Annotated in this window: 16 protein-coding genes; 7 read left to right on the top strand and 9 right to left on the bottom strand. The window is 73.1% G+C overall.

Annotated features, from left to right (window positions below; all coding sequences use genetic code 11):
• The first annotated feature begins 1 nt into the window (after position 1).
• Positions 2-1,546 (top strand): oligosaccharide flippase family protein, encoded by a 1,545-nt coding sequence (locus HEQ75_RS06720; RefSeq protein ID WP_168028503.1) that lies wholly within the window; start codon positions 2-4, stop codon positions 1,544-1,546.
• A 5-nt stretch (positions 1,547-1,551) separates the two neighbouring features.
• On the opposite strand, the gene HEQ75_RS06715 is transcribed toward HEQ75_RS06720, so the two are convergent.
• Entirely contained in the window at positions 1,552-2,595 is a 1,044-nt protein-coding gene (locus tag HEQ75_RS06715) for a GNAT family N-acetyltransferase (protein WP_168028501.1), read from the bottom strand.
• Between the two features lie 47 nt (positions 2,596-2,642).
• On the opposite strand from HEQ75_RS06715, the gene HEQ75_RS06710 reads away from it, so the two are divergent.
• The 6 genes from HEQ75_RS06710 (at position 2,643) to HEQ75_RS06685 (ending at position 13,199) form a co-directional block, all read left to right on the top strand.
• Complete coding sequence (locus HEQ75_RS06710; RefSeq protein ID WP_168028498.1) at positions 2,643-4,898, top strand: glycosyltransferase; 2,256 nt, start codon at positions 2,643-2,645, stop codon at positions 4,896-4,898.
• A 307-nt stretch (positions 4,899-5,205) separates the two neighbouring features.
• Entirely contained in the window at positions 5,206-6,309 is a 1,104-nt protein-coding gene (locus HEQ75_RS06705; RefSeq protein WP_168028496.1) for a GNAT family N-acetyltransferase, read from the top strand.
• Positions 6,306-7,493, top strand: coding sequence for a glycosyltransferase family 4 protein (locus HEQ75_RS06700; protein ID WP_168028494.1), 1,188 nt, complete (start codon positions 6,306-6,308; stop codon positions 7,491-7,493). The genes HEQ75_RS06705 and HEQ75_RS06700 overlap by 4 nt, the downstream gene beginning before the upstream one ends.
• Entirely contained in the window at positions 7,490-8,680 is a 1,191-nt protein-coding gene (locus HEQ75_RS06695) for a glycosyltransferase family 4 protein (RefSeq protein WP_168028492.1), read from the top strand. The genes HEQ75_RS06700 and HEQ75_RS06695 overlap by 4 nt, the downstream gene beginning before the upstream one ends.
• A gap of 573 nt (positions 8,681-9,253) precedes the next feature.
• Positions 9,254-12,409: a carbohydrate-binding domain-containing protein gene (locus HEQ75_RS06690; protein WP_168028490.1), complete on the top strand. Its 3,156-nt coding sequence runs from the start codon at positions 9,254-9,256 to the stop codon at positions 12,407-12,409.
• A gap of 274 nt (positions 12,410-12,683) precedes the next feature.
• On the top strand, positions 12,684-13,199 hold the full coding sequence (locus HEQ75_RS06685) for a helix-turn-helix domain-containing protein (RefSeq protein WP_168028488.1): 516 nt from the start codon (positions 12,684-12,686) through the stop codon (positions 13,197-13,199).
• An 88-nt stretch (positions 13,200-13,287) separates the two neighbouring features.
• Here HEQ75_RS06685 and HEQ75_RS06680 read toward each other — a convergent pair whose 3' ends face one another.
• The 8 genes from HEQ75_RS06680 to HEQ75_RS06645 form a co-directional block, all read right to left on the bottom strand.
• Positions 13,288-16,365: a response regulator gene (locus HEQ75_RS06680; protein ID WP_168028486.1), complete on the bottom strand. Its 3,078-nt coding sequence runs from the start codon at positions 16,363-16,365 to the stop codon at positions 13,288-13,290.
• A gap of 306 nt (positions 16,366-16,671) precedes the next feature.
• Positions 16,672-17,706: a UDP-glucuronic acid decarboxylase family protein gene (locus HEQ75_RS06675; protein WP_168028484.1), complete on the bottom strand. Its 1,035-nt coding sequence runs from the start codon at positions 17,704-17,706 to the stop codon at positions 16,672-16,674.
• A 5-nt stretch (positions 17,707-17,711) separates the two neighbouring features.
• A complete protein-coding gene (locus HEQ75_RS06670; protein ID WP_168028482.1) occupies positions 17,712-18,794 on the bottom strand; it encodes a CgeB family protein in 1,083 nt (360 codons plus the stop codon).
• Positions 18,791-19,885, bottom strand: coding sequence for a CgeB family protein (locus HEQ75_RS06665; protein WP_168028480.1), 1,095 nt, complete (start codon positions 19,883-19,885; stop codon positions 18,791-18,793). The genes HEQ75_RS06670 and HEQ75_RS06665 overlap by 4 nt, the downstream gene beginning before the upstream one ends.
• Positions 19,882-20,985 (bottom strand): CgeB family protein, encoded by a 1,104-nt coding sequence (locus HEQ75_RS06660; RefSeq protein WP_168028478.1) that lies wholly within the window; start codon positions 20,983-20,985, stop codon positions 19,882-19,884. The genes HEQ75_RS06665 and HEQ75_RS06660 overlap by 4 nt, the downstream gene beginning before the upstream one ends.
• 2 nt (positions 20,986-20,987) lie before the next feature.
• Entirely contained in the window at positions 20,988-22,073 is a 1,086-nt protein-coding gene (locus HEQ75_RS06655) for a glycosyltransferase (RefSeq protein ID WP_209318380.1), read from the bottom strand.
• Positions 22,070-24,070: an NAD-dependent epimerase/dehydratase family protein gene (locus tag HEQ75_RS06650; protein WP_168028476.1), complete on the bottom strand. Its 2,001-nt coding sequence runs from the start codon at positions 24,068-24,070 to the stop codon at positions 22,070-22,072. The genes HEQ75_RS06655 and HEQ75_RS06650 overlap by 4 nt, the downstream gene beginning before the upstream one ends.
• Positions 24,067-25,173, bottom strand: coding sequence for an NAD-dependent epimerase/dehydratase family protein (locus HEQ75_RS06645; RefSeq protein WP_168028474.1), 1,107 nt, complete (start codon positions 25,171-25,173; stop codon positions 24,067-24,069). Before HEQ75_RS06645 ends, HEQ75_RS06650 begins: the two co-directional genes overlap by 4 nt.

Here is a 25,173-nt window from a genome sequence, read left to right as displayed (position 1 = left end):
CGTGGCGGACCCCGCGCCGAGCATCCTGGCCCGCACCGCCCGGGGCGCCTTCTGGGTGGTCGGCTGGCGCCTGGCCACGCGCCTGCTCGGGCTGGTCAACACGCTGATCCTGGTACGCCTGCTGGGGCCGGAGGATTTCGGCCTGATCGCCCTGGCCACCACCTTCGCCATCGCGCTCGACATCTGCCTGGCGATCGGGGTGGAGGAGCAGATCATACGCGCCCCGTCGCCCAGCCGCGCCCTGTACGACACCGGCTTCACGCTGAACCTGCTGCGCGGGCTGCTGGTCGGCGCCCTGGTGGCGCTGGCCGCCGCGCCGGCGGCCGAATTCTTCGGCGATGCGCGGCTGGAGCCGGTGCTGCTGGCACTCGCCGTCTCCGCTGCCATCAGCGGCCTGGCGTCCATCGGCGTGGCGGATTTCCGCCGCAACCTGCAGTTCGAGCGCGAATTCGCGCTGTACATCTACCCGCGCTTCGCCAGCATCGTCGTGGCCATCGGCATGGCCTTCCTGGTGCGCAGCCACTGGGCGCTGGTCGCCGGCATCTTCGTCAACCGGCTGGGCATCCTCGGCATGGGCTATGCCATGCATCCCTGGCGGCCGCGGCTGACGCTCTCCGCCTGGCGCGAGCTGGCCGGCATCTCGGCCTGGAGCTGGCTGCTGAACCTGGCGATCACCGCCAAGGACCGTTCCGAGAGCCTGGTGATCGGCCGGCTGATGGGCACCACCCCGGTCGGCCACTACGCCGTGGGGGCGGAGCTGGCGACGCTGCCGACGACGGAGCTGATCGACCCGATCTGCCGCGCCTGCATGCCGGGCTTCGCCGCCAGCCGGCGGGGCGAGGGCGCCTCCCCGGCCGAGGACTACCTGCGCATCATGGCGCTGCTGGCGCTGCTGACGCTGCCGGCGGGGCTCGGCATTTCCGCCGTCGCCGGGCCGGTGGTGGCGCTGGGCTTCGGCCAGGCCTGGCTGGAAGCCGTGCCGGTGGTGGCCGTGCTGGGGCTGGCCGGCATCCTGACCTCCTTCGGCAATGTCAGCGCGGCGATGCTGAACGCGCATGCGCGGCTGGCGACCCTGGTGGCCATCGTGGTCGCGGCGGGCGTGCTGCGGCTCGGCCTGCTGCTGGTGCTGGTGCCGGCGATGGGGCTGCCGGGGGCGGCGATCGCCGTCGGCCTGGCGCTGCTGGCGGAACATGTGGCGCTGCTGCTGCGCGGGCTGGGGCTGGTCGGGCTGGGCCTGGCGCCGCTGCTGGCGCGGCTGTGGCGGCCGGCCGCCGCGGCGGCGCTGATGGCGCTGCTGCTGTGGCAGGCGGGCCTGGGCTGGGCGCCGCCGCCCGGCGCGGCGGGGCAGGCGGTGGCGCCACTGCTGGCGGCGATGGCGCTGGGCGCCGGTGGCTACCTGGCGGCGCTGTCCCTGTTCTGGGCCGTCTCGGGCCGTCCGGCGGGCGCGGAGCGCGACCTGTTCGGCCTGCTGTGGCGCCTGCTCGGCCGGCTTCCCCTGCTGCGCCGCCTGCCCGTGCTGCGCCAGGCGACGGAAGCCAGCCGATGAGCCAGCTACAGCCGGGCGAGGCCCAGCCGCCGGGCCAGCCGCAGCGCCAGGCCGGTCGGGCTGCGGGAGGGCACCATCTCCGCCCAGTAGAGGCTGCCCTCGGCATTCGAGAGGCTGCGCTTGTAGCGGTCGGCGCCGCCGAGGAAGTCATAGGCGGCATCACCCTGCGCCAGGCTGCGGGCGGCGGCCAGCGCATGGGCCACCAGCCCCGGCCGCGCCTGCGCCCCCTCGCCCGGCGCGAAGCCGCTCTGGTAGGCGGAGACCCGGCCGCGCAGGCGGAAATTGTACAGGATGCCGAGCGTCGCCGCGCCGGCCCGCAATTCCAGCAGGTCCAGCTCCCCGCGTGGCAGGCTGCGTGCCACCAGCGCCGCGTGGAAGCGGCGCAGATATGGCGTGGCGAAGGCCCCGGGCTGGCCGCGGGCGTGCCAGCTTGCCTCGTGCAGCGCGATCATCCGGGCCAGCATGGCCTGCGCCTCCGCCTCCGTCGCCGCGCGGTGCAGCGCCACCGGACCCTGCCCGCCAAAATGCTTCATCGAGCGGCGGATCTGCTGGCGGGCATTGGCGCTGAGCGTCGCCAGGTGGTCGCCGCCGGCGCGGCGCACCGCCTCCAGGTCGATGCAGGGCGCCTGGCGTTCCTGGCAGCGCAGCACCAGGCCGGGCGCCGCCGCCCGCACCGCCGGCGTCACGCCGCCGAGCACCAGCCGCCGCACGCCCGGCGCGGCGGCGGCGCGGGCCAGCAGCGCGGCACAGAGCCCGGGTTCATCCAGCATCAGGGGGCCGTTATGTTCGACGAAGGGCGCATCCCGCGCCGCATCGCCGCTCTCGCCCAGACACAGGCGCCCACCCCGCCGGTTGCACAGCGCCAGCGCCACCACCTGCCCGTCACGCTCGGCGCGCAGCAGCAGCGCGTCATCGAAGCGCTCCGCCGCCAGGCAGCCCACCCAGCTCCAGCTGCGGAAGAAGGACAGGTCCGGCACAAGCGCCTCCAGCGCACGCCAGTCCAGTCCGAGTTGGTCGAGGTCCGGGCGCGGGATCAGGTCGATCTTCATTGCCACCATGCAGCGCGAAGGCTGCTGGCGCCGCAAGGGGGCGTGGCATGACCCGCGCGGATGTGCGCAGGCCCCGCCGGGTGCTGCATGTGCTGAAATACTACCGCCCGGCCTTCACCGGCGAAGGCGTGTTCCTGGAACGCAGCAGCGCGGTGATGCAGGAACTGGCGCCGGATGTCGGGCACGACCTGCTGGTGACGCACACGCCCCGCCCGGCGCAGGACCCGGCGGCCTGTTCCACACTGGCGCGGGTCATCTACCTGGCCGACCGGCCGCTGGGGGCGCTGGCACTGCACCTGCGGATGGCGGCGTGGTTCGCGGCGAGCCTGCATCGCTACGACACGGTGCATGTCCGCACCCATGCCGACTGGTACTTCACCACCTACCTGCTGACCCGCCTGGCGCGACGCCGCCTGGTGCTGTCCGCGACGCTGGACGACAGCCTGCCGGTGCTGGTCGGCCAGTACCGGCCCAGCCTGCGGCCGCTCGCCCGGCGCGGCTTCCGACTGTTCGACGCCTTCATCGGAATCAGCCCGAAACTGGACGCGGAGACCCGCACCATGGCCGACCCGGCGCGCTGCCACCTGATCCCGTGCGGCGTCAGCATCCCCACGCCGGTGCCGGACGGGCGCGCGACCCTGCGCCGCGCGCTGGGCCTGGCGGCGGGCGACCCGGCGCTGGTGCTGCTGTTCGTCGGCGGCCTCGGCGCCCGCAAGGACCCGCTGTTCCTGGTGCGCGCCCTGCCGCGCATCCTGGCGCGGCATCCGGACACGCGGCTGGTGCTGGTCGGCCCGGTGCTGGAAGCCGGCCACCTGGCGGCGATCCAGGCCGCGGTGGCCGAGCTCGGCCTGGAACGCCACGTGATCCTGGCCGGGGAGCAGCGCGACCCGCACCCCTATTTCCAGGCCGCCGACATGCTGGTCTTCGCCTCCCACCTGGAGGGCTTCGGCACCGTGGTGCCGGAAGCCATGGCGCATGGCCTGCCCGTGGTGGTGCGGCGCCTGCCCGGCGTGAACGACAGCTTCGTGCGGGAGGACGAGACCGGCCACCTGTTCGACGACGCGGATGGCTACGTCGCCGCCGTGCTCCGCCTGGCCGGCGATGCCGCGGCGCGCGCGCGGCTCGGCACGGAAGGCCGCAAGCTGGCGCGCGCCCGCTTCGGCATGCGCGGCGTCGCGCAGCGCTACCTGGCGGTCTACGGCGCGCCGGTGGAGCCGGCGCTGCCGGAGGAAACGCGCCTCGGCGCCACCGCCTCCGTCCTCGATCGCCGCTTCCATGTCCCGATCACGCCGGCGCCGGACGCGCAGCCGCTGCTCGTCACCATGGTGGATGCGGAGGAAGCCTTCGACTGGTCCGGCCCGTTCCGCCGCGATGCGCCGGACGTCACCTCCATGGCCGCGCAGCGCCATGCGCACCGGGTCTTCGAGCGCCACGGCGTGGTGCCGCTGTACCTGGTGGACCACCCGGTGGCCTCGCAGGATGCCGGCCGGGCGCCGCTGCGCGAATGGCTGGCGGATGGCGCCTGCGAGATCGGCGCACAGATGCACCCCTGGGTGACGCCGCCCTTCACGGAGGCGCTGTCGGAACGCAACAGCTACGCCGGCAACCTGCCGGTGGACCTGGAACTGGCCAAGGCGCGGTGCCTGACGGATGCGCTGGCGGAGGCCTTCGGCGAGATGCCGCGCATCTACCGCACCGGCCGCTTCGGTGCCGGGCCGCGCACGGCTGATATCCTGAAGGCGCTGGGCTACCTGGCCGACAGCAGCGTGACGCCGCATTGGCCGCCGCATGGCGTGGCCGGCGGCGCGGCGGGCAACTGGGTCTTCTCCGCCCGGCCCTATTGGGCGGACCAGGCGCGCAGGCTGATGGAAATCCCGGTCTCCGCCGCCCTGGTCGGCCGGCTGGCCGGCACGCGCGCTGAACGGCTGGCACCGCTGGCCTTCGGCCCTGCCGGCCAGCGCCTGCACCTGGGCGGCGCCCTGGCCCGCGCCGGGCTGATGGAGCGCATCCGGCTGAGCCCGGAAGGCATGACGATCGACGAAGCCAAGCGGCTGACGCGGCACATGCTGGCCGCCGGCCACCGCACCTTCGTGCTGACCTACCACTCGCCGTCCCTGGCGCCGGGCAACACGCCCTATGTGCGGGATGCGGCGCAGCTGCACCGCTTCCTGGGCTGGCTCGACGACTACTACGCCTTCTTCCGGGAGGAGGTCGGCGGCCGCTGCGGCAGCTGGCGCGACGTGCGCGGCGTGGCCGAAGCCGGGGCACCAGTGGCGGCGCGACCAGACCGCGTGCCGGCATGAGGCGTTTGTCGGAATCATTGACGCGCGGGCCGTCCCGCCCTCGGGGTCGGGCGTATCTTTTTGTTTTCCGTGGTGAAAAACCCTGGCCTCTTCCTTGCATTGGCACTTCGCGGGGCGGGGCAGCGCCGCGGTCCGGTCGCTCCGGCACCGTGCCACGCCAAGCCACCCGCCACCCCATCGCACCCCAGGAGAACCGGAGCATGCGCCTGCGCCCCGTGAAGCAGCACCCCCTCGCCGCCCGCTCCGGGTGCGGCGGCGGCCGTTCCGCCGCATCGGGCGCACGCCCGCGCGCCCGGCACGGCTGACCTTGCCCGGCCTGGATATCCGGGTCGTGCTGCCGGCCGGCGCGACACCGCTGCAAAGCCCGGGGCGCTCCGCCGGGGAGGCGTTGCGCCTGCTGCCGCCCGGCGGCAGCCACCTGCCGGGCTGGTGCGACGCCTTCCTGCTGCCGCCGGACGCCGGCGACCTGTTCGCCACCCGGCTGTGGTACGACACCACCCTGGCGCACGCCGTGCCGGCCGGCGCGGTGCCGCTGCTGGGCCTCTGCGCGGCGCAGGTCGCGCTGCTGCCGCTGCTGCGCGGCCCGCGCGGCCTGACCAGCCTCACCACGCCCTATTCGCTGGCCTGGCGCCCGTTGCCGGCGCTGCTGGCCGGGCCCACGGCGCTGCAGACCGCCGGCGCCAGCCTCGGCGCGCAACGGCGCTTCCGCCCGCCCATGCGCCTGGAAGCCCTGGCCGAGGATGCGCCGGGCCTGGCGGATTGGCGCGACGGGCTGCAGCGCGCCGGGCTGCGGGTGCTGCCCTACCGCCATTTCGGCAATTGGCATGAGGTGCTGCGCCCCGGTGCCGGCTGGGAGGGCTACCTGGCCGACCGCCCGCCGGCGCTGCGCACCACCATCCGCCGCAAGCTGGATCGCGCCCGCCGCGACTTCCGCTTCGAGATGCCGCGCCGTCCCGGCCCGGCGCTGGAAGCCGGCATCGCCGGCTACCTGGACGTGCTGGCGCGCAGCTGGAAGCCGGCGGAACCCTCGCCCGGCTTCGATCCGGCGCTGATGCGCGCCGCCGCCGCCGAAGGCCTGCTGCGGCTCGGCCTGCTGCGGCTGCCGGACGGCACCGCGGTGGCCGCCCAGTACTGGATCGTCTCCGGCCGTCGCGCCTGGCTGCTGAAGCTGGCGCATGACGAGGCCAGCCGCGCCGCATCCCCGGGCACGGCGCTGACCGCGATGATGATCCGCCACCTGATCGAGGAGGACGCCGTGCAGGAACTCGATTTCGGCCGGGGCGACGACGCCTACAAGAAGCTCTGGGTCGGCACCCGCCGGCAGCGCATCGGCCTGGTGCTGGCGCATTCCGGCCACCCGGCGGGCCTGCTGGCCATCGCCCGCCAGACCCTGGCGGGATGGCGCCGATGAGGATTCTCTACAGCCACCGCATCCGCTCCCGCGATGGGCAGGGCGTGCATCTGGACGCCATGGTGGACGCGCTTCGCGCCGCCGGGCATGTGGTGCGGGTGGTCGGCCCCGCCGGCTACGACACCGCGGCGCTGGGCGACGAAAGCCGCGGCCTGGCGCGGCTGCGCCGACTGCTGCCGGCATGGGCGCAGGCGCTGGCGGAGATCGCCTATGCGGTGCCCGCCACCTGGCGCCTGCACCGCGCCGCCGGGCAGTTCCGGCCGGAGGTGATCTATGAACGCGCCAATTTGTACCACGTGGCCGGCCGCCTGGTGGCGCGCGCCCGCGGCGTGCCGCTGCTGCTGGAGGTGAACGCCCCGCTGGCCGAGGAACGCGCCCGCTTCGGCGGGCTTGGCCTGCCGCGGCTCTCCGCCTGGATCGAGCGCTTCGCCTGGCGCGGTGCCGACCGCGTGCTGCCGGTGACCGCGGTGCTGGCCGGGCGCATCGCCGCCGCCGGGGTGCCCGCCGGGCGCATCACCGTGGTGCCGAACGGCATCCACCCCGACGAATTTCCGGACCCTGCCCCGCCACCGCCCGAGACCGGCCGGCCGCTGGTGCTGGGCTTCGTCGGCTTCGTGCGGGACTGGCACGGTCTGGACAAGGCGCTGCACGGCATCGCCGCCTGGCGCGGCGCCACGCCGCTGTCGCTGGTCGTCGTCGGCGACGGCCCGGCGCGGCCGGGGCTGGAGCAGCTGGCCCGCGACCTCGGCATCGCCGAGCGCGTGCACTTCACCGGGCTGGCGGCGCGCCAGGAGGTGCCGCGCCTCGTCGCCGGCTTCGACATCGCCCTGCAGCCGGCCGCGGTGCCCTACGCCTCGCCGCTGAAGGTGTTCGAGTACATGGCCGCCGCGCGCGCCATCGTCGCGCCGGACCAGCCCAATCTGCGGGAAGTGCTGGACCAGGGGGAGACCGCCCTGCTGTTCGACCCGGCGGACCCGGCCGGCTTCTGGGCCGCCGTGGCGCGGCTGGCGCAGGATGGCGCGCTGCGCGCCCGGCTCGGCACGGCAGCGCGGGCGGAGGTGCTGCGCCGTGACCTGACCTGGGCCGGCAATGCCCGCCGGGTGGTGGCGATCGCGGAGGCGGAGCGCGCGGCGCGCCGCCCGGAAGGCCGCGCCGCAGGGCTCGCCACAGGCTCCGCGGCATGAGGGCCGGCCTGGCCCCGCCGGCCGATCTCGCCGCGCGCGCCGCGCCGCCCGCCATCACGGCGCGCGGCGCGGAGCGGCAGAACCTCGCGCCGCTGGTGATGCATGTGTTCCCCAGCTTCGCCGTGGGCGGCGCGCAGGTGCGCTTTGCCGCGCTCGCCAACCGCTTCCGCGCCCGCTGGCGGCATGTGGTGGTGGCGCTGGACGGCAACGCCGCCTGCGAGGAGCGGATCGGCCCGCAGGTGCCGCTGACACTGCTGGACCCGCCCGCCGGCGGCGGCGGCCTGCCCGGGCGGCTCTGGCGCATCCAGGCGCTGCTGCGCCACCTGAAGCCGGATGCGCTGGTGACCGGCAATTGGGGCAGCATGGACTGGGCGATCGCCCAGCGCGCCCTGCCCGGGCTGCGGCACCTGCATATCGAGGACGGCTTCGGGCCGGAGGAGGCGCAGGCGCAGTTTCGTCGCCGCGTGCTGGCGCGCCGCGTGGCACTTGGCCGCAGCGCGGTGGTGCTGCCCTCCCTCACCTTGCTGCGGATGGCGCGCGACACCTGGCGGCTGCCGCCGGCGCGGCTGCACTACGTGCCCAACGGGCTGGACCTGAACCGCTTCCGCCCGGACGGGCCGGTGGCGGTGCTGGCGCCGGCGGATGGCACGCCGGTGATCGGCACCGTCGCCGCGTTGCGGCCGGAAAAGGCGCTGGACCGCCTGCTGCGCGCCGCGGCGCTGGTGGCGCGGCGGCGCATCCGCTTCCACCTGGTGCTGGTGGGCGATGGGCCGGAGCGCGGCCGGCTGGAAGCCCTGGCCCAGCATCTGGGCATCGCCGCGCAGGTGACCTTCGCCGGCCATGTGCCGGACCCGGCCGCCGCCTATCGCGGCTTCGACCTGTTTGCCCTGACCTCCGACACCGAACAGATGCCCTTCTCGGTGCTGGAGGCGATGGGCACCGGCCTGGCGGTGGCGGCCACCGATGTCGGCGACGTGGCGGAGATGGTGACGCGGGAGAACGGGCCCTTCGTCACCCCGCTGGACGATGCCGCCTATGCCCAGGCGTTGTCCGGGCTGCTGGAGGATCCGGGCCGCCGCCGCGCCATCGGCGCCGCCAACCGGTCCCGCGCCGTGCTGGATTTCGGCGAGGAGACGATGTTCCAGACCTATGCCGCGCTGATCGAGGGCCAGGCCACCCCGGCCTGACCGGCGCGCGCATCATGGCCTGACCGGGGCGCGCCGAAGCGCCCGGCCCACCCCCTTCAGACTTCCCGGCCGGCGGCGGGACGGCCAGCCGGTTCGCCCCGCGCCGGCGGCCCCGTGCCGGCCGCGTCCCGGTGATCCACAGCCACGAGGATGCCACCGCGCGTCAGGCGCGCCGGGCAACTCTGCAGGACCGGGCTTGAGAGACCCCTCGAGAACACCGGCGGGTCAGTCCGGCGGCATTTTCAAACGGTCTCTGATTCCCGGGCCAGCCATCACCTCGCCACAAACACCGCCACAAATGCCTTCAGAAATCGCCATGTAACTGCGGCGGTTTTGGTGGAGAAACTATGGAACCGGCGTGGTGCTACCACGCATGGTTGCAGTTGATACCTGTCTGGTTACAAACGTTTCCTTACAGTTTTCCGCCACAAATGGCCGTGATAGGCGGTAGGTGACTTTACTTTACAGCAAGCGGGCTATTCCTGTAGTGATCTTCATCAAACTTCGCGCGAATATGATGCAACTTCCGGTTACGCGGGGCCCGTCCGGCACCCTCTTGGAGAGTTGCTTCCAATGAGCTCAACCCACGATTTGGTCTTCCAGAACGCCGGCACGGCGCCGCTCGCGGCCGGTGTGGCCACGTTTGGCGAAACCTTCCAGAAAGGTGAGATTCCGGCCGGCTCCACGGTGACGGTGCTGCATGGCAGCACCACCCTGCCGGTCCAGATGGACGTGAAGTCCCGCTACGAGGACGGCTCCGTGAAGATGGCGGTGCTGGCGGTGGACCGCCCCGCGCTCGCCGCCGGCGCCAGCTACGACATGGTGCTGAAGGCGGCCGCGGCCCCGGCCTCTGCCCCGGCCGCGCTGGACATGGCGAAGGGCCTGAACGGCCACAGCTTCACCGTCGCGCTGGACATGGCGACCGGCCCCGACGTGACGGTGGACGTGGTCGCCGCGCTGCGCACCGCGCTGAAGGACGGCACCGCCAGCTTCTGGCAGAAGGGCCCGCTGACCACCGAGGCGCGGGTCGAGATCGACCTGCCCGGCTCGATGCGCGGCATCTTCGACGTGTCGATCTACAAGGGCGGCGGCTTCGCCGTGGACATGCAGCTGGCCAACGACCAGGCCATGCAGGCCAGCGGCGGCCGCACCGCCTACACCGCCACCGTCACCATGGACGGCAGGCAGGTGGCGAAGGAGACGCTGGACCAGGGCCAGTACCAGACCTGGCACGAAGGCTTCTCCGCCACCGCGAAGGATGGCGGCCAGGGCCTCGGCTCGCCCAGCTCCGGCTGGCTCAACATCCGCCACGACGTCGCGCACATGCAGGATGCCGGCGCGGTCGCCAACTACGATCTCAGCCTGAAGCTGGATGACAGCCTGCTGAAGGAATTCAGCACGGAAATCGCCGCGGCGGGCTGGGGCGCGCCGCTGGCCGCCAATGATGTCACCAAGTACATGCCGGCCGCGGGCGGGCGCGACGACATCGGCTTCACCACGGAATCCAACACCGCCTGGCTGATCAGCCAGGATGCCCGCGCCGCGGCCCATGCGCTGGGCCAGGCCGAAGCCGCCGCCGCCGTGCCCTGGCATTTCTGGGACGAGGCGAACGACACCTGGCTGAACACGGACGCCTATCCGAAGCTGTGGGTGGACGGCCGCGGCGGCACCGGCAAGCCCGGCGACGCCAAATCCACCGGCCTGACGCAGCAGGTGGACAGCGCCACCGGCTGGACCATGGACTCGGCGCACCAGCCCGACCTGTCCTCCGTGCCCTACCTGATGACCGGCGAGCGCTGGATCCTGGACAACCTCCAGGCCCAGGCCTCCTGGAGCATCATGACCGCTTGGCCGGCCTACCGGCTGGATGCCACCGACCTGGTGGTGAACGGCATGCAGGTGCGCAGCGCCGCCTGGGCCCTGCGTCAGGTGGACGCGGCGGCCGAGCTCAGCCCTGATGGCAGCAAGGAAAAGGCCTTCTTCCAGGCCGCCTCCGAATCGAACTGGAAGTGGCTGGTCTCCAAGATCCCGGAATGGACCGCGCAGCAGGGCGAGGCACATGGCTGGGTGCCCGGCGATTACGGCATCAAGGGCGCGCTGCCCCCCTGGCAGCAGGACTACTTCGCCTCCACCGCCCTGGCCGCGGCGCGGGCCGGCAATGCCGATGCGCTGACCTTCCTGGAATGGCAGTCCAACTTCCTGGTCGGCCGCTTCAACGCGGCGGATGAAGGCTTCGACCTGCGCGACGGCGCCGCCTACCTCATCGCCATCAGCGACCCCGCCACCGGCCGCCTCTACACGACGTGGGAGGAGATGGGCGCGAAGACCGAAGCGCAGGGCTGGAGCAATGGCGAGCAGGGCTGGGCGAAAAGCAATGGCGACTACGCGCAGCTGGCGCTGGCGACGCTCGGCGGGATCTGGGAGCTGACCGGCTCCGCCGAGGCGCGCGACGCCTACCAGCGCGTGCTGGCGACGGCGCCGCCCTTCACCAAGACCGCCGACTACGCGAAGAACCCGACCTATGCGATCGCCGCACCGGACAAGTCGGGCTACGACCCGATGCCGGAGCTGATCGGCGCCCCGCTGCCAACGCCCGCCCCCGCCCCAACCCCTGCCCCAGCCCCGGCGCCGACGCCCGCACCGGAACCGACGCCGGAACCCGCGCCGGCGCCGCCCCCCGCGCCCCCGCCTGCCGAGCTGGTCTCGCTGGCGGTGAGGCTGGGTGCCGAGAGCTGGAAGGGCGACCCCAACGCGGTGGTCCTCGTCGACGGCAAGCAGGTGTTCCAGGGCACCATCGACGTCCAGCACGCGGCGGGCGGCGAGATCGTGGAGCTCGGCAGGTTCACCGCCGGCATCGACCATGTGGTCACGGTGCGGTTCACCAACGACGCCTGGGGCGGCAGCGCGACGAAGGACCGCAATCTGTACGTCGAGGACGTGCTGGTGAATGGCACCGGCACCGGCCACACCCGGTTCATGAACGCCAACGGCAAGGTCGACTTCACCATTGATGGCGCGCTGTCCACGCCGGCGCCGGTCGTCTCGCCGCAGCAGGATGTGCTGACCATCGGCATCTCCGGCGACAGCTGGAACGGCCACGCGCAGTACACCATCACGGTCGACGGCGTGGTCCAGGGCGGCGTCCGCAACGCCACCGCGCAGCATGGCCAGGGCCAGACCCAGCTCATCGAGGTGGCAGGCGATTTCGACGGCCGGCACACGCTCGGCGTGACCTTCCTGAACGATGCCTGGGGCGGCGGCGCGGCGAAGGACCGCAACCTGTATGTCGACTCCGTCTCGCTCAACGGCGCCGACCTGCACCGCAGCGGCACGCTGAAGAGCAACGGCACCGCCGAGTTCGGCTTCGGCCAGGAAACCCCGACGGCCGCGGTGCAGCTCGGCCGCGGGCCGGACGTGCTGGCCTTCGAGGTCTCGCAGGATGCCTGGAACGGCAATGCGGAGTTCCAGCTCTACCTCGACGGCGTCGCCATCGGCGGCCGGCAGGCCGCGCACGTCTCGCACGCCACGGGCCATGGCGAGCGCTACGAGATCCTCGGCGATTTCGACGCCGGCGATCACGTGCTTGGCATCCGCTTCCTGAACGATGCCTGGGGCGGCAGCGCCGCGAAGGACCGGAACCTGTACGTTGACGAACTCTCGCTCAATGGCGACGCGGTGGCGGGCCATGCCGCCCTGATGAGCAACGGCGACGTCTTTCTGCAGTTCTGAGCAAGCCTGACGAGACAGGACCATGGGCGGCGCGCGGGGTCATGCCCTGCGCGCCGCCTGACGCTGTTCTTTACGTGAGTATTTTCCGGTCCTGCCACGGGGGTGCAAATCCCTGTAGGCCGGTGCAAGCGCCGCGGCTTCTGGCATCGATGCCCAAACGGGTGTCCCTGCCATCAGCATGCGGGAACCGGCTTCCCCGGTGAGACGCTTCTGCGCCAGCGACCAGCGGCGGCACGGGCCGCCGCCAACGTCCGAGGACCCAATTATGCACGGCATGACCAAGACGATCCCCGTCATCCCCCGGGCCGCCGCCATGGACGTGAGACCCCAGGGCCTGGCCGGGGCGGAGACCGCGATCGAGTCCCCCCCGCCGTCCGTTGCGGTCGGCAATCGCTCGCCCACCTCCGCCGACGCTTCCGTCGGCGGCCGCATCAAGGAGCTGCGCCGCGCCGCCGGACGCACGCAGAAGGAGATCGCCGACATCGTCGGCGTCACCGGCGCGCAGTTCCATCGCTACGAGACAGGCGCAACGCGCATCGCCACCAGCCGCCTGCTCGGCATCGCCACGGCGCTGGGCGTGCGGCCGGAAGTGCTGGTCGGCACCGCCGCGCCGCGCAGCGAAACCCTGGTGGATTTCACCGACGGCGCGACGGATGAGCTGGTGGAGCTGGTGCAGGTGTTCTCCACCATCAACGATCCGCGGCGGCGCCACGCGCTGATGGCCTTCGCGCGGGCCGTGGCGCGTGGCCAGCCGCTGGCCGCGCCCGGCGCCGCGCCCGCGCCGGAATAGCCGGCCCGGCGCGGGCGCGGACCGCAGCCGGGGCGCGCCGGGCGGAGGCCCGGGCCGCCTTCACGCCCCCGTCTTCATGCCACCGTCTTCATGCCACCGAGACCACCTTGCGGATCAGCTCCGGCAAGGACCGCACGCCGAGCTTGGCCATGATCGCGGCGCGATGGTTTTCCACCGTGCGCTGGTTCAGCCGCAGCTCCGCCGCGATGACCTTGCTGGGCGAGCCGGCGATCACCCGGTCCAGGATCTGCCGCTGCCGCGGGGTCAGCCGGGCCAGGCGCCCCGCCATCTCCGCCCGCGCCGCCACCTCCCCTGCCTGGTCGGCGATCAGCGCCATGGCGCGGTGGATGCTGCGCAGCAGGTCCTCGCGCAGCATCGGCTTCTCGATGAAGTCGGTGGCGCCGGCCGCCATCGCCTGCACCGCCATGCGGACATCGCCATGCCCGGTCACCATGATCGCCGGCAGGCGCCGCGCATGCGGGCGCAACGCCTCCAGCAGCGCGATGCCGTCCATCGCCGGCATCACGGCATCCACCAGGACGCAGCCGCGCCGGCCCGGCGCGTCGGCCTTGAGGAAGGCCTCGGCCGAGCCGAAGGTCTCCACCTGCCAGCCATTCGCGCCGAGCCATTCCGCCACGACGCGGCGCAGCACGGCATCGTCGTCGACGATGAAGACCCGGTCCCGCCCGGCGGCGGGCCGTGGCGCGGGCGCCTGGGCTTCCTCCAGGGCGGCCGGCGCCGGCTGCTCGCCCGCCGCTGGCGCGCGGAAGAGTGTCTCGCGCGGTGGCGGCTCTGCCGCCGCAGGCAGCAGCCGGCGCACCCGCGCCAGCAGGTCATCCGCCCGCACCGGCTTCGGCACATGCGCCACGTCGAGCAGCCGGATCGCGCGCAGCGCCCCGGCGGAGGTATCGCCGGTCAGGATGATCGCCGCGGGCGGCGTGTGCAGAAGCTGGCGCAGCTGCAGCGTCAGCTCGGCGCCGTTGAAGGCGCCCGGCAGGTTGAAGTCGGTGATGATGAGCGCAGGCGGCGATTGCGCGGCCATCGCGATGGCCTGCGCGCCGTCGCCGGCAAGCATCACCTCGTAGCCCGCCTGTTGCAGCAGCATCAGCACCGCGTCGCCCACCGCCGGATCATCCTCGATCACCAGGATGCGCGATGCCGTCCAGGGCTCCGCCATCCTCGTCTGGTGCCCGGGCCCCTGCGCCTCGGCGCCCCCGGTCAGCGGCACGTCGATATGGAAGACGGAGCCGACCTGCTCGCGGGAGCGGACGCCGATGCGGTGCCCCAGCAGGTCGGCCAGGCGCCGCGCGATGGCCAGGCCCAGGCCGAGCCCCAGGCTGCGCGCGCGGGCCGGGTTGTTGATCTGGTGGAACTCCTCGAACACCTTCTGCGTCTGCGTCGCCGGAATGCCGATGCCGGTGTCCCACACCTCGATCCGCAGCATCGCCCCGGCGCGCCGGCAGCCCACCAGGATGCGGCCGCGGCGCGTGTATTTCAGCGCGTTGGACACCAGGTTGCGCAGGATCTGCCGCAGCAGCCGCGCATCCGTCAGCACCACCGCGTCGCTCGGCACCAGGCGCCAGCCCAGCCCGGCGGCGCGCGCCACCTCGGCGAATTCACGGTCCAGGCTGGCCAGCAGCGCGCCCAGCGGCACTGGCGCCACGGCGGCGTGGATGCGCCCGGCTTCCATCTGGTTGATGTCGAGCAGCGCGTCCAGGATGCCGGACATCGCATCGATCGTCTCGTCCAGCCGGCCGATCAGCTTCAGCATGGCCGGGTCGCTCGCCTTCGCCGCCAGCAGCCCGTGCAGCATGCTCATGCTCTGCAGCGGCTGGCGCAGGTCGTGGCTGGCGGCCGCCAGGAAGCGCGACTTGTCGCGGTCGGCCTGTTCGGCCGCGGCGCGCGCGCCCTCCAGCCGTTCCGCCAGCCGGGCACGCTCCGTGATGTCCTTCATCGTCAGCAGCGCCTTGGGCGGTGCGCCGGGCAGCCGGCTGGCAGCCAGTTGCAGGATGCGCGGCCCGGCCCGCGGCAGCATCACCTCCACCACGCAATCCTCCACCGCCTCCGGCGCGCCCGGCGCGGCGGCCAGCACGGCATCGAGCGCCGGCGTGCCGCGCAACGCCGCGGCCAGCGTCGGCGGCAGCGGGGCGCCGGGCTCGATGCCGCCGAACAGCGCGATGAAGCGCGGATTGGCCTGCAGGATGCGCCGCCCCGGGTCCAGCACCACCAGCGGCAGCCGGATGGCGCGCAGGATCGCCTCCAGATGCAGGCGTGCCGCTTCCGCCGCCTCGCCGGCGCGGCGCAGCGCCGTCACCTCGGCATAGCTGACGACGAGACCCTGCCCCGTGGCGCGGATGCGGCGCAGGAACCAGGCGCCGCCGGGTCCCGGCACGTCCCGCACCTCCTCGGCAGCGCCGTCCAGCACGGCGCGCGCATCGTCCAGCAGGGCCGGGTCCTTCGACAGCGGCGCCAGATCGGCCAGCGGCCGGCCGACAGCGCCGGGAGCCAGCCGGAGCAGCGCGCGGGCGCCGGGGGTGAAGAAGCGGATGGCCAGCGCCTCGTCCAGAACCAGGGCGGCGATGCCGTCCAGCACCTGCCAGGCGGCGGTTCCGGGGACCGGTTCGGCATCCGGCCTGGATGCGGGCGGCATCGGCTGCGCCGCCGCCAGCACGGCGGCGATCTCGGGCGCCGTCAGCACCGCATCCGCGCCAGGCGCCCCTGCCCCCGGCGCCCCCTCCGGCGGCGCCTGCACCAGCAGGCGGCCGCCCGCCCGCTTCAGCGCGACCAGCGCCGCCACCGCCGCCGGTTCAGCGCCTTCCAGCAGCACGCCGGTCGCCGCGCCGCGCCGCGCCACCGCGCCCATCAGATCCTCGACCGAGCCACCCGGCGCCGCCTCCAGCCGGTCCTGCCGCGCCGCGAGGCCAAGGCCGCGCGGGACCAGGTGGATCCGGTTCCGACGCAGAACCATGCCGGCCTCCGCCAGCAGCACGGGCATCGGCGCTGCCGTGGCCAGGGCGGCGCGCATCGTCTCGGCCGCCAACTCGCCCGGCAGAACCAGGATCGCGGGCAGGCCGTCTGCCGCCGGCAGACGTGCCAGAAGGGCAGCACAGGCCCGCGTGCCGCCAGCCAGCACGACCAGGGCGACCCGGTCATCCTCCTGCCGCACGCCAGACGTGGCTTCGCCGTGACCGGCACCCGCCATCCACAAGCCCCCACCCTCGTCTCGCTTCATCCCACGGGTATAGAAGTGAGAAGCTTCGCTGTGGCGTGCCAAATAGGCCGAATAGGGTCAAATAAATGAGCGCCCGCCGTCGTGTTTGTATCGCCTTTCCCATAGGGTGATACTAATCAGGCTAAAACTGCGCTTGCCGCTAGTCGCACCCGTTCCACAGGCTATCTAAGGCAAGAATGTGGCAAGCGGCCGGATCCGCCCGCTGCGGCCGCTCAACCTTGCATCAGTTGGTGTGTGACTTCAGGGCGCCGCGGCGGCGGGCAGGCGCTTCGGTGCCCCGGCACCGGCGAACCAGGCGATGGTCGGCCGCAGCCCATCCTCCAGCGCCACCTCCGGCTGCCAGCCGAGCAGCGCCCGGGCACGCCCGATATCCGGGCAGCGACGCCGCGGATCATCCACCGGCAGCGGCCGGTGTACGATGCGGGAGGCCGAGTTGGTCATCGACCGCACCAGCTCCGCGATCTCGGCGATGCTGCGTTCCCCGGGATTGCCGAGGTTCACCGGCTCCCGGGGATTGTCGGGCAGCGCCATCAGCGCCGCCATGCCGCGGATCAAATCACTGACGAAGCAGAAGGAGCGGGTCTGCGTGCCGCTGCCGTAGATCGTCAGCGGCTCCCCGGCCAGCGCCTGGCAGATGAAGTTGGAGACGATGCGCCCGTCATCGGCACGCATGCGCGGGCCATAGGTGTTGAAGATGCGCACCACCCGCGCATCGACGCGGCCGAGCCGCAGCATGTCGAAGCACAGCGTCTCCGCCGCGCGCTTGCCTTCGTCGTAGCAGGCGCGCGGGCCGGTGGGGGAGACATGGCCGCGATAGGCCTCGGTCTGCGGATGCTGTTCCGGGTCGCCATAGACCTCGCTGGTGGAGGCCTGCAGGAAGCGCGCACCGCAGCCGGCGGCCAACTCCAGCAGGTTGTGCGTGCCCAGCACATTGGTCAGCATGGTATGCACCGGGTCCGCCTGGTACTGCGGCGGGGAGGCCGGGCAGGCCAGGTTGAACACCTGGTCCACCGAAGGCGCGTCGTGCAGCCTGTCGCAGATGTCATGGTGGATGAAGCGGAACCGCGGATGCTCCAGCAGCGGCGCCAGGTTGGCCATCAGCCCGGTCTGCAGGCTGTCCAGCGCGATCACCTCATGCCCCTGGCGCAGCAGCAAGGCGCAGAGATGCCCGCCGAGGAAGCCGGCGCCGCCCGCCACCAGCACGCGGCGCCGGGCCGGCGCCGCGCCGCCGCCATCATCCTGGCGCCGTGGCGCCGCCCTGCGCTGGGATGCCATGGGCCTCAGCCCCCCGCCGCCAGGGCCGGCCGCGGCGCCGCCAGGCTGCCCAGGGCCTGCGCCAGTTCACCCGCCCGCACCTGGCCGGTATGGCCCTCCAGCACGATCCGCCGGGCGCGGGCGGCCATGGCCTGGCGCGCGCCGTCCTCCGGCGCCTCCAGCGCCGCCACCACATCCGCCGCGTCCCGCACCAGGTGCACGGCATCCGGCAGCAGCGCCTCCAGCCCCTCCCACACATCGGAGAGGAGGGGCGTGCCGACGGCGGCGGCCTCGAACAGCCGCACGCTGGGCGACCAGCCGGCCGCCACCATGTCGGCGCGGGTGACGTTCAGCGTGTGGCGCTGCGCGCTGTAGAATTCCGCATGCGCGTCCGGCGGCAGATGCGCGATGCGCTGCACGTTCGGCGGCCAGGCGATGTCCTCCGGGTATTGCGGCCCGGCGACGACGAAGCGGCGATGCGGCAGGCGCCGCGCCGGCTCGATCAGCAGGCGCTCCAGCACCGGCTGCCGGTCGGCGCTGTAGGTGCCGAGATAGCCGAGGTCCCAGCGCGGCGCGGCGCCCGTGTGGCGATAGCGCTCCGGCTCCACCGAACAATACAGCGGCAGGGCGCGCCGTGCGCCGTACTGCGCTTCCAGCCGGTGCAGGAGCGGCCCGCCGGTGAAAGAGAAATAGGCGTCGAAGCCGGGGATCTGCCGCGCCGCCAGATACGCTTCCTCGCCCCGCGCCAGGCGGGCCAGCGTCACCGGCGTGTCGATGTCGTAGAAGCAGACGGGCCCGCGCGCGATCCGCGCCACCGCATCGATCACCGCGACGCCGTCGGGGACGAAGGAGCCGATCAGCACGGCATCGGCCTGCGCGATCGCCGCGCCATGCCGCGCCAGCAGGCCCGCCACATCCCCGTAAAGGGCGAAGCCGCAGAAATCCGGTGCCGGCAGGTCGCGATGCGCGGCGTACCAGGGCGCGTCACGTTCCAGGAAGGTGGCGCGATGGCCGAGCGCCTGCCAGCCGCGCAGCAGGGCGCGGAAGGTGGTGGCGTGGCCATTGCCCCAGGAGGAGGAGAGCGAGAGCCCGAGCACGAGGAGGTTCATGCCATCACGCCCTCCGCCTTCGCCGCCAGCGCGCGGCGCAGCAGCAGGTCCACCAGCACGGCGCGGCGTTCATAGGTGTGTTCGGCCAGCACGCGGCGCAGCGCGGCGCGGCCGATGGCGCCGGCACGCGCCGGGTGCAGCGCCGCCAGATGCTCGGCCACATCGCGCCCATCGCGTGCCACCAGCACCTCCTCCCCCGGTTGCAGGAACATCGCGATGCCGGGCCAGTCATCGGTGATGAGGCAGGCGCCGGCGCCCGCCGCCTCGAACACCCGCGTGGGCGGGGAGAAGCCGGTGGCCGCCATGCTGGCGCGGTTGATGTTCAGCACCGCCGTGGGCGTGGCGTTGAAGGCGTTGTGCGCGGCGGTCGGCACATGGCCGAGATGGCGCACATTGGCCGGCAGGCCGCGCGCTTCCCACCCCGCGCCGCCGAGCAGGAAGCGGCGCGCCGGCAGTGCCTCGGCCGTGGCCAGGAAGAATTCCTCCACCCGCGCCTCCCGGTCCGGCAGACGGTTGCCGAGGAAGCCGAGGTCGGCGGCGAAGCGCGCATCGCCCGGCACCGGATGATGCGTGGTGGGGTCCAGCGCGTTGTAGACCGGCACGCAATCCGCCGCGCCCAGCTCACGATACGCGGTGACCACCGGATCGCCGCCGCCATAGGTCAGCACCAGGTCCAGCTCGCGCAGCGCGGCGTGGCCGGGATGATCCGGCGCGGCGCGCAACGCCGCCAGCGTCGCCGGCGCATCGACATCCCAGAAGAGGCGCAGCGCCCGTGGCGGCGCCGCGTCCAGCACCGCGCGCAGCAGCGCATCATCGGCGTAGCCGACGCCGCTTGCCTTCACCACCGCCTCGGCACCGGCCGCCGCCGCGGCCGCCTGCGCCACGCCCTGCGGTGTCGCCGGATACACCACCACGCGGCACCAGTCCGGCGGCTCGATGTCGCGGTGCTGCTGCCGGCCGAAGGCATCGGGTTCGTAGAAGGTGATGGCGTGGCCATGCGCGGCCAGGGCGCGCAGCAGGCCGCGGTAGTAGGTGGCGGCGCCGTTCCAGTAGGAGGACAGCAGGCTCGATCCGTAGAAGGCGATCCTCATGGCACCGCCTCCGCCGGCGCCGCCAGCGTGGCCAGAATCGCCAGCAATTCCTCCACCCGGTGCCGGCAGGTGTGGCGCGCGCGGATCGTCGCGAGGCCGGAGCGGACGAGGGAGGCGGCAAGCGCGGGGTCATTCAGCACGTCGCGGATGCAGCCCCGCATCGCCGTGCCGTCGCCCGCCATCAGGAAGTCCTGGCCCGGCGTGAACAGCCCTTCCGCATCCGACCAGGGCGCGCAGATCAGCGGTATGCCGCAGGCCAGCGCCTCGAACACCCGGATGGTCGGGATGCCGGGCAGCGCGGCGACATAGGGGCGGCGGGGGATGTGCAGCGTCAGCCGGTGCTGCGCGAAGGCGCGCGGCACGGCGGCATTGGGCAGCCAGCCGCGATAGTCCAGCCCGGCCTCGCGCAGCGCCGCCAGTGCCGGCTCCGGCCAGCGCACGCCATGCACCGTGCCGCTGAGGCCCAGCGCCGCCGTGGGCTCGATCAGGAAGCGGTGCAGTTCCTCGGTCCGCTCGTCATCGCCCCAATTGCCGATCCACACGAGGTCGCGCTGCCGCGGCGTGTCGATCGGGTGGAACAGGCGGTCATCCGCCGCCTCGTGCCAGGTGAAGACACGGCGGCCCCAGCCGGTGGCCAGGTAGCGTTCGCGCAGCGTCTCGCCGAAGGCCAGCACCGCGTCGTAATCCTGCAGCATCATCCCGGCGATCGCCTCCTCGTCCGAGACGGCACGGTGGTGCGTGTCGTGGAACAGCAGGCAGAAGCGCCCGCCGGCGCGGCGCAGCCGGCCGAGCCGGGCCACCAGCGCCGGGTCGGTCCATTCATGCACCACCACCACATCGGCCTGCGCGACCATCGCCGCGTGGTCGAAATCCGCGTCGTAGATGCGGCTTTCCAGCTCCGGGAAATCCTCGGCGAAGCGCTCCGCCGCCTGCAGGCCGGCCTGCTCCTCCAGGTTGCGCCGGCTCCACCCGCCGGCGGGTTCCAGCGCCAGCGCCTGGTGGCCCAGCGAGACCAGTTCGCGCATCACGCCGCGCAGGAAATGCGCGTTGCCGTGGTTCCAGTCGGAGACGAGGGAATGCGTGTAGAACAGGAAGCGCATGGCTACTCCGCAGGGCAGGCCGCAGCGGCCGCCGCGGCATAAGCGGCCAGCAGCGCGGCAAGTTGCCGATCGGGGGTGAAGCGCGCCGCACGCTCCCGCGCCTGTGCGGCGCGACGGTGCAGCAAAGCGGGGTCGCTGGCCAGGCGATGCAGTGCGGCGGCGAGGCATCCCGCGTCGGCCGCGAATTCCGCAGCCCCGTCCCAGATCTCGCGATAGGTCGGGATCTCCGCCAGCACCAGCGCCGCGCCCGCCTGCGCCGCTTCCAGGGCCGCCAGGCCGAAGGGCTCGTAGCGGGAAGGCGAGGCGAAGACCGCGGCGCGGCGCATCCGGTTGCGGAGATCCTCCGCGGGAAGCGGGCCAAGTGCGGTGGCGTGGTGAAACGTGAAGGCCGCGCCGTTGTCGCCGCGCAGCGCGCCCGCGGCCTGCACCGGCCAGGGGCTGCGCGCGGCGGCTTCATCCAGCAGCGCGCCGCCCTTGGCCTCGTCCCACCAGCGCGCCGCGGCGAGCACCAGGAGCTCGCGCGGTCCCGCGCCGGGCGTGACCGCCGCGGCATTCGGCACCACGCGGATGCGGCCTTCCGGCGCATAGGTGGCGCGCAGTGCGGCGGCGTGGCTCGCGCTGGGCGCCACCACGGCCTCGGCCCGCGCCAGACCCGCGGCATTCAGGCGCCACTGCCACGCCCATTCGGCAGGCAGCGCCGTGCCCCGCATCGCCGCCCACCAGCTCGGCAGGCAGGAGTGCGAGACGATGAGCACCGGCCGCTCCGTCCGCAGCCCCGCCGCCTGGGACGGCAGGTTGAGGTGCAGCAGATCCACCCCCGCCCGCGCCGCCAGCGCCGCCAGTTCATCCGGCACGCCAACCAGCGCGGCGGCGTCCGGCGCCATCCAGTCCAGCGGCGCGTCCAGCCACTGCAGCCGCGTGCCCGGCAGCGAAGCCGCCTCCGCGCCCTGCGCGGTGCCGGGCGGCGGCCCGAGGCCGACCAGCAGCACACGCACCCGCGCATCGTTCAGCGCGCGGCACAGATCCATCGCGTAGCGCCACACGCCGCCGACGGCATCCACCGTCATGAGCACATGGCGCGGCGTCATGCGATCAGCCGCAGCCGATCGGCCACCGGGCGGTGCCGCGGCGCGAGCCAGCCATGCAGATCCTCGAGCCCCGGCCGCCAGGCGATGCGCGGCGCCCAGCCCAGCGCCGCTTCCAGCTTCGTGGTATCCGCGACGAAATAGGCCTGGTCGCCCTGCCGCGTCTCGCCATGGCTGACCACCGGCTCATGCCCCACCAGCCGCGCGATCTCGCGCAGCACCATGCGCAGCGACACGGCATTGGCCGGCCCGCCACCCAGGTTGAAGGCCTGGCCGCGCAGCGCATCGATGCGCGACAGCAGCGCGCGGTAGGCGGCGACGGCATCCTGCACATGCAGGATGTCGCGCACCTGGCGGCCATCGCCGTAGAGGGTGATGGGCTCGCCGCGCAGCGCGCGGATCACGAAATGCGCGACCCAGCCCTGGTCCTCTGTGCCGAACTGGCGCGGGCCATAGATGCAGGACATGCGCAGCACCGCCGTCGGCAGGCCGTAGGATTGCGCGTAGTCCAGCACATACTGGTCCGCCACGCCCTTGGAGCAGCCATAGGGCGTGCAGAAATCCAGTGGCCGCTGCTCCCCGATGCCGCGCATCGCCACGACAGTGTCGGCCGGCACGCAGCGATCCTCCTGCAGCAGCATCGCGAGGTCGCCGAGGTTGCCGTAGACCTTGTTGGTGGAGGCGAAGATCACCGGCGTGGCGCGGCCGGACCGGCGCACCGCTTCCAGCAGGTTCAGCGTGCCGCGGGCATTGACCTCGAAATCCGCCACCGGCGAGTCAAGGCTGGTGGTCACCGCGGTCTGCGCCGCCAGGTGGAACACCGCACCGGCGTCGCGCAGCAATTCGCGCATCAGCGGCTCGTCACGCAGATCCGCGGCCTGCCAGGACAGCCGGTCGCCATGCCGGTCCTTCAGCCAGGCGAGGTTCTGTTCCACGCCGGGGCGGCTGAGATTGTCCAGCACCACCACGTCCCGCCCCTCGCGCAGGTAGCTGTCGGCCAGGTTGCAGCCGATGAAGCCGGCGCCGCCGGTGATGACGATGGGCTGCGCCGGCTGTTGCAGCAGCGGCGCGGCGAGGGTGAGGGTGCGCGCCACACCCTGGGTGCCGGATTCCGCCAGCAGCCGCGCCAGCAGCTTCGGATGGCCCTCGGCGTCGACCACGCCCATGTGGTAGTGCCGCTGGTCGAAGCGCAGGCCCTCCTGCACCGCGACGCTGTCGGGAATGTCCTGCCAGCCATACCAGTAGAGCCGCGCCGCCGGGGCGGCCAGCGCATCCAGGAAGCTGCGCGCCTGCGCCGCCTCGTCGTTGCGCCAGGTGGCGTAGCCGGCCTCGGTGATCCAGATCGCGGCCTGCGGGTTGTGCGCGTCCAGGATGCCGCGCGCCGCGCCGATCAGCGCCGGCCAGCCATTCCAGCTGCCGCGCTCGCTGTCCCAGGTGCCGGGGAAGCCGTGCAGGCCCAGCGCGTCGATCTCCGCCAGCACGCCGCGCTCCCCCATCAGGCGCAGCCAATGCGCGTCGAAGGGGCAGGGCCCGCCGAGCACGGTGGTGAAGCCGCGGCGGCGCGCCCAATGCGCCGCGGCCCCCACCATCTCGCAGAACAGCGACCAGTCAGGGTCTTCCCGCCAGTCCCAGTCGAGCAGGTTGTTCGGCTCGTTCCACAGTTCCACGGCACGGAAGTGCCGGCCGTAGCGGGTCAGCGCGTGGTCGACGAAATCGGCATAGTCCAGCAGCCGCCGCGGCGGGCTGGCGGCGCTGCCGCTGCGCGAGAGGGAGGGCGGCGTGTAGTGAATGCAGGGCAGCAGTTCGAACCGCGCGGCGGCGCGTGGCAGCAGCCAATCATACCAATCCGGGCCGCCCGGCGTGTGGTATTCGGCCCAGGAGAGATGCGTGCGCAGATGCGTCGCGCCGGTGGCCGCCATCGCCGCCAGGGCGCGTTCCGTGCGCGCCTGCTCGCCGGGGCGGAACCACTCCGTGAATCCGAAGGCGCCACGCTCGCTCATGCCACGAGGCCCCGGGCCTCAAGCTGCCGTCGCATCTCCGCGTTGCGGTCCACCACCTTCTGGGAGGCGACCCAGGCGGCCAGTTCGCCGAGCGACTCCTCCAGCACCTGCGCCGGCGCGAAGCCCAGCAGCGCGCGGGCGCGGCCGATATCGGCGAAGCAGTTGCGGATGTCCCCGGCGCGGGCCTTGTGCATGATCTCCGGCGCCAGGTCCTGCCGGTCCATCGCCCGCGCCACCATCCGCGCCACCTCGTCGATGGCATAGGCGCGGCCGCTGCCGATGTTGAGCGTGACGTCGCGCAGGCCGGGCGTTTCCACCGCCAGGCGGAAGGCCCGCGCCACGTCGCGCACATGCACGAAGTCGCGCTGCTGCGCGCCATCCTCGAAGATCGTCGGCGCCTGGCCGCTGGCGATGCGGGAGGCGAAGTTGGCCAGCACGCCGGTATAGGGGTTGCCCAGTGCCTGCCCCGGGCCGAACACGTTGAACAGCCGCAGCGCCACCGCGTCGCGCCGATAGGCGCGGCCGAACACCAGCACCGCCTGTTCCTGCACGTATTTGGTCAGCGCGTAGATGGAAGCGAGATCCACCGGCTTCGCCTCATCGGTCGGCACGGGGTGCAGCGCCTCGCCCTCCGGTGTCGTCAGTTCCCAGCGGCCCTCGGCCACCTGCCGCGCGCTGCGCCGCGCATCCGCCACGCGCCGGCCATCCGCCGTCTCGTAGCGGCCCTCGCCATAGACGCTCATGGAGGAAGCGACGACGATGCGTTGCACCGGGCGGTCGATCATCGCCTCCAGCAGCACGGCGGTGCCAAGGTCGTTGCTGCCGACATAGCGCGCGATCTCGTACATGCTCTGCCCGACGCCGACTTCCGCCGCCAGGTGCACCACGGCGTCCACGCCCTGCAGCGCCGCTTCCACCGCCGCGCGGTCGCGCACATCGCCGCGCCGCAGCTCCACCCCGCGCAGGTCGACGGGCTGATCCGCCCCGTGCACCTGGTCGATCAGCGAATCCAGCACGCGCACGCGATGGCCGCGCGACACCAGTTCATGGCAGACCTCGCGCCCGATGAAGCCGGCACCGCCGGTGACGAGAATGCTGGACAC

The organism is Falsiroseomonas selenitidurans (assembly GCF_012103215.1).
Taxonomy (GTDB): domain Bacteria; phylum Pseudomonadota; class Alphaproteobacteria; order Acetobacterales; family Acetobacteraceae; genus Falsiroseomonas; species Falsiroseomonas selenitidurans.
The sequence above is the reverse complement of the archived record's forward strand: the minus strand, read 5'-3'. Positions and strand labels throughout refer to the sequence as shown.

Excerpts from the sequence above, each read along its gene's own strand:
- HEQ75_RS06715 (WP_168028501.1), bottom strand. The coding sequence starts at position 2,595 with ATGAAGATCGACCTGATCCCGCGCCCGGACCTCGACCAACTCGGACTG.
- HEQ75_RS06710 (WP_168028498.1), top strand. The coding sequence starts at position 2,643 with ATGACCCGCGCGGATGTGCGCAGGCCCCGCCGGGTGCTGCATGTGCTG.
- HEQ75_RS06700 (WP_168028494.1), top strand. The coding sequence starts at position 6,306 with ATGAGGATTCTCTACAGCCACCGCATCCGCTCCCGCGATGGGCAGGGC.
- HEQ75_RS06695 (WP_168028492.1), top strand. The coding sequence starts at position 7,490 with ATGAGGGCCGGCCTGGCCCCGCCGGCCGATCTCGCCGCGCGCGCCGCG.
- HEQ75_RS06690 (WP_168028490.1), top strand. The coding sequence starts at position 9,254 with ATGAGCTCAACCCACGATTTGGTCTTCCAGAACGCCGGCACGGCGCCG.
- HEQ75_RS06685 (WP_168028488.1), top strand. The coding sequence starts at position 12,684 with ATGACCAAGACGATCCCCGTCATCCCCCGGGCCGCCGCCATGGACGTG.
- HEQ75_RS06675 (WP_168028484.1), bottom strand. The coding sequence starts at position 17,706 with ATGGCATCCCAGCGCAGGGCGGCGCCACGGCGCCAGGATGATGGCGGC.
- HEQ75_RS06670 (WP_168028482.1), bottom strand. The coding sequence starts at position 18,794 with ATGAACCTCCTCGTGCTCGGGCTCTCGCTCTCCTCCTCCTGGGGCAAT.
- HEQ75_RS06665 (WP_168028480.1), bottom strand. The coding sequence starts at position 19,885 with ATGAGGATCGCCTTCTACGGATCGAGCCTGCTGTCCTCCTACTGGAAC.
- HEQ75_RS06660 (WP_168028478.1), bottom strand. The coding sequence starts at position 20,985 with ATGCGCTTCCTGTTCTACACGCATTCCCTCGTCTCCGACTGGAACCAC.
- HEQ75_RS06655 (WP_209318380.1), bottom strand. The coding sequence starts at position 22,073 with ATGACGCCGCGCCATGTGCTCATGACGGTGGATGCCGTCGGCGGCGTG.
- HEQ75_RS06650 (WP_168028476.1), bottom strand. The coding sequence starts at position 24,070 with ATGAGCGAGCGTGGCGCCTTCGGATTCACGGAGTGGTTCCGCCCCGGC.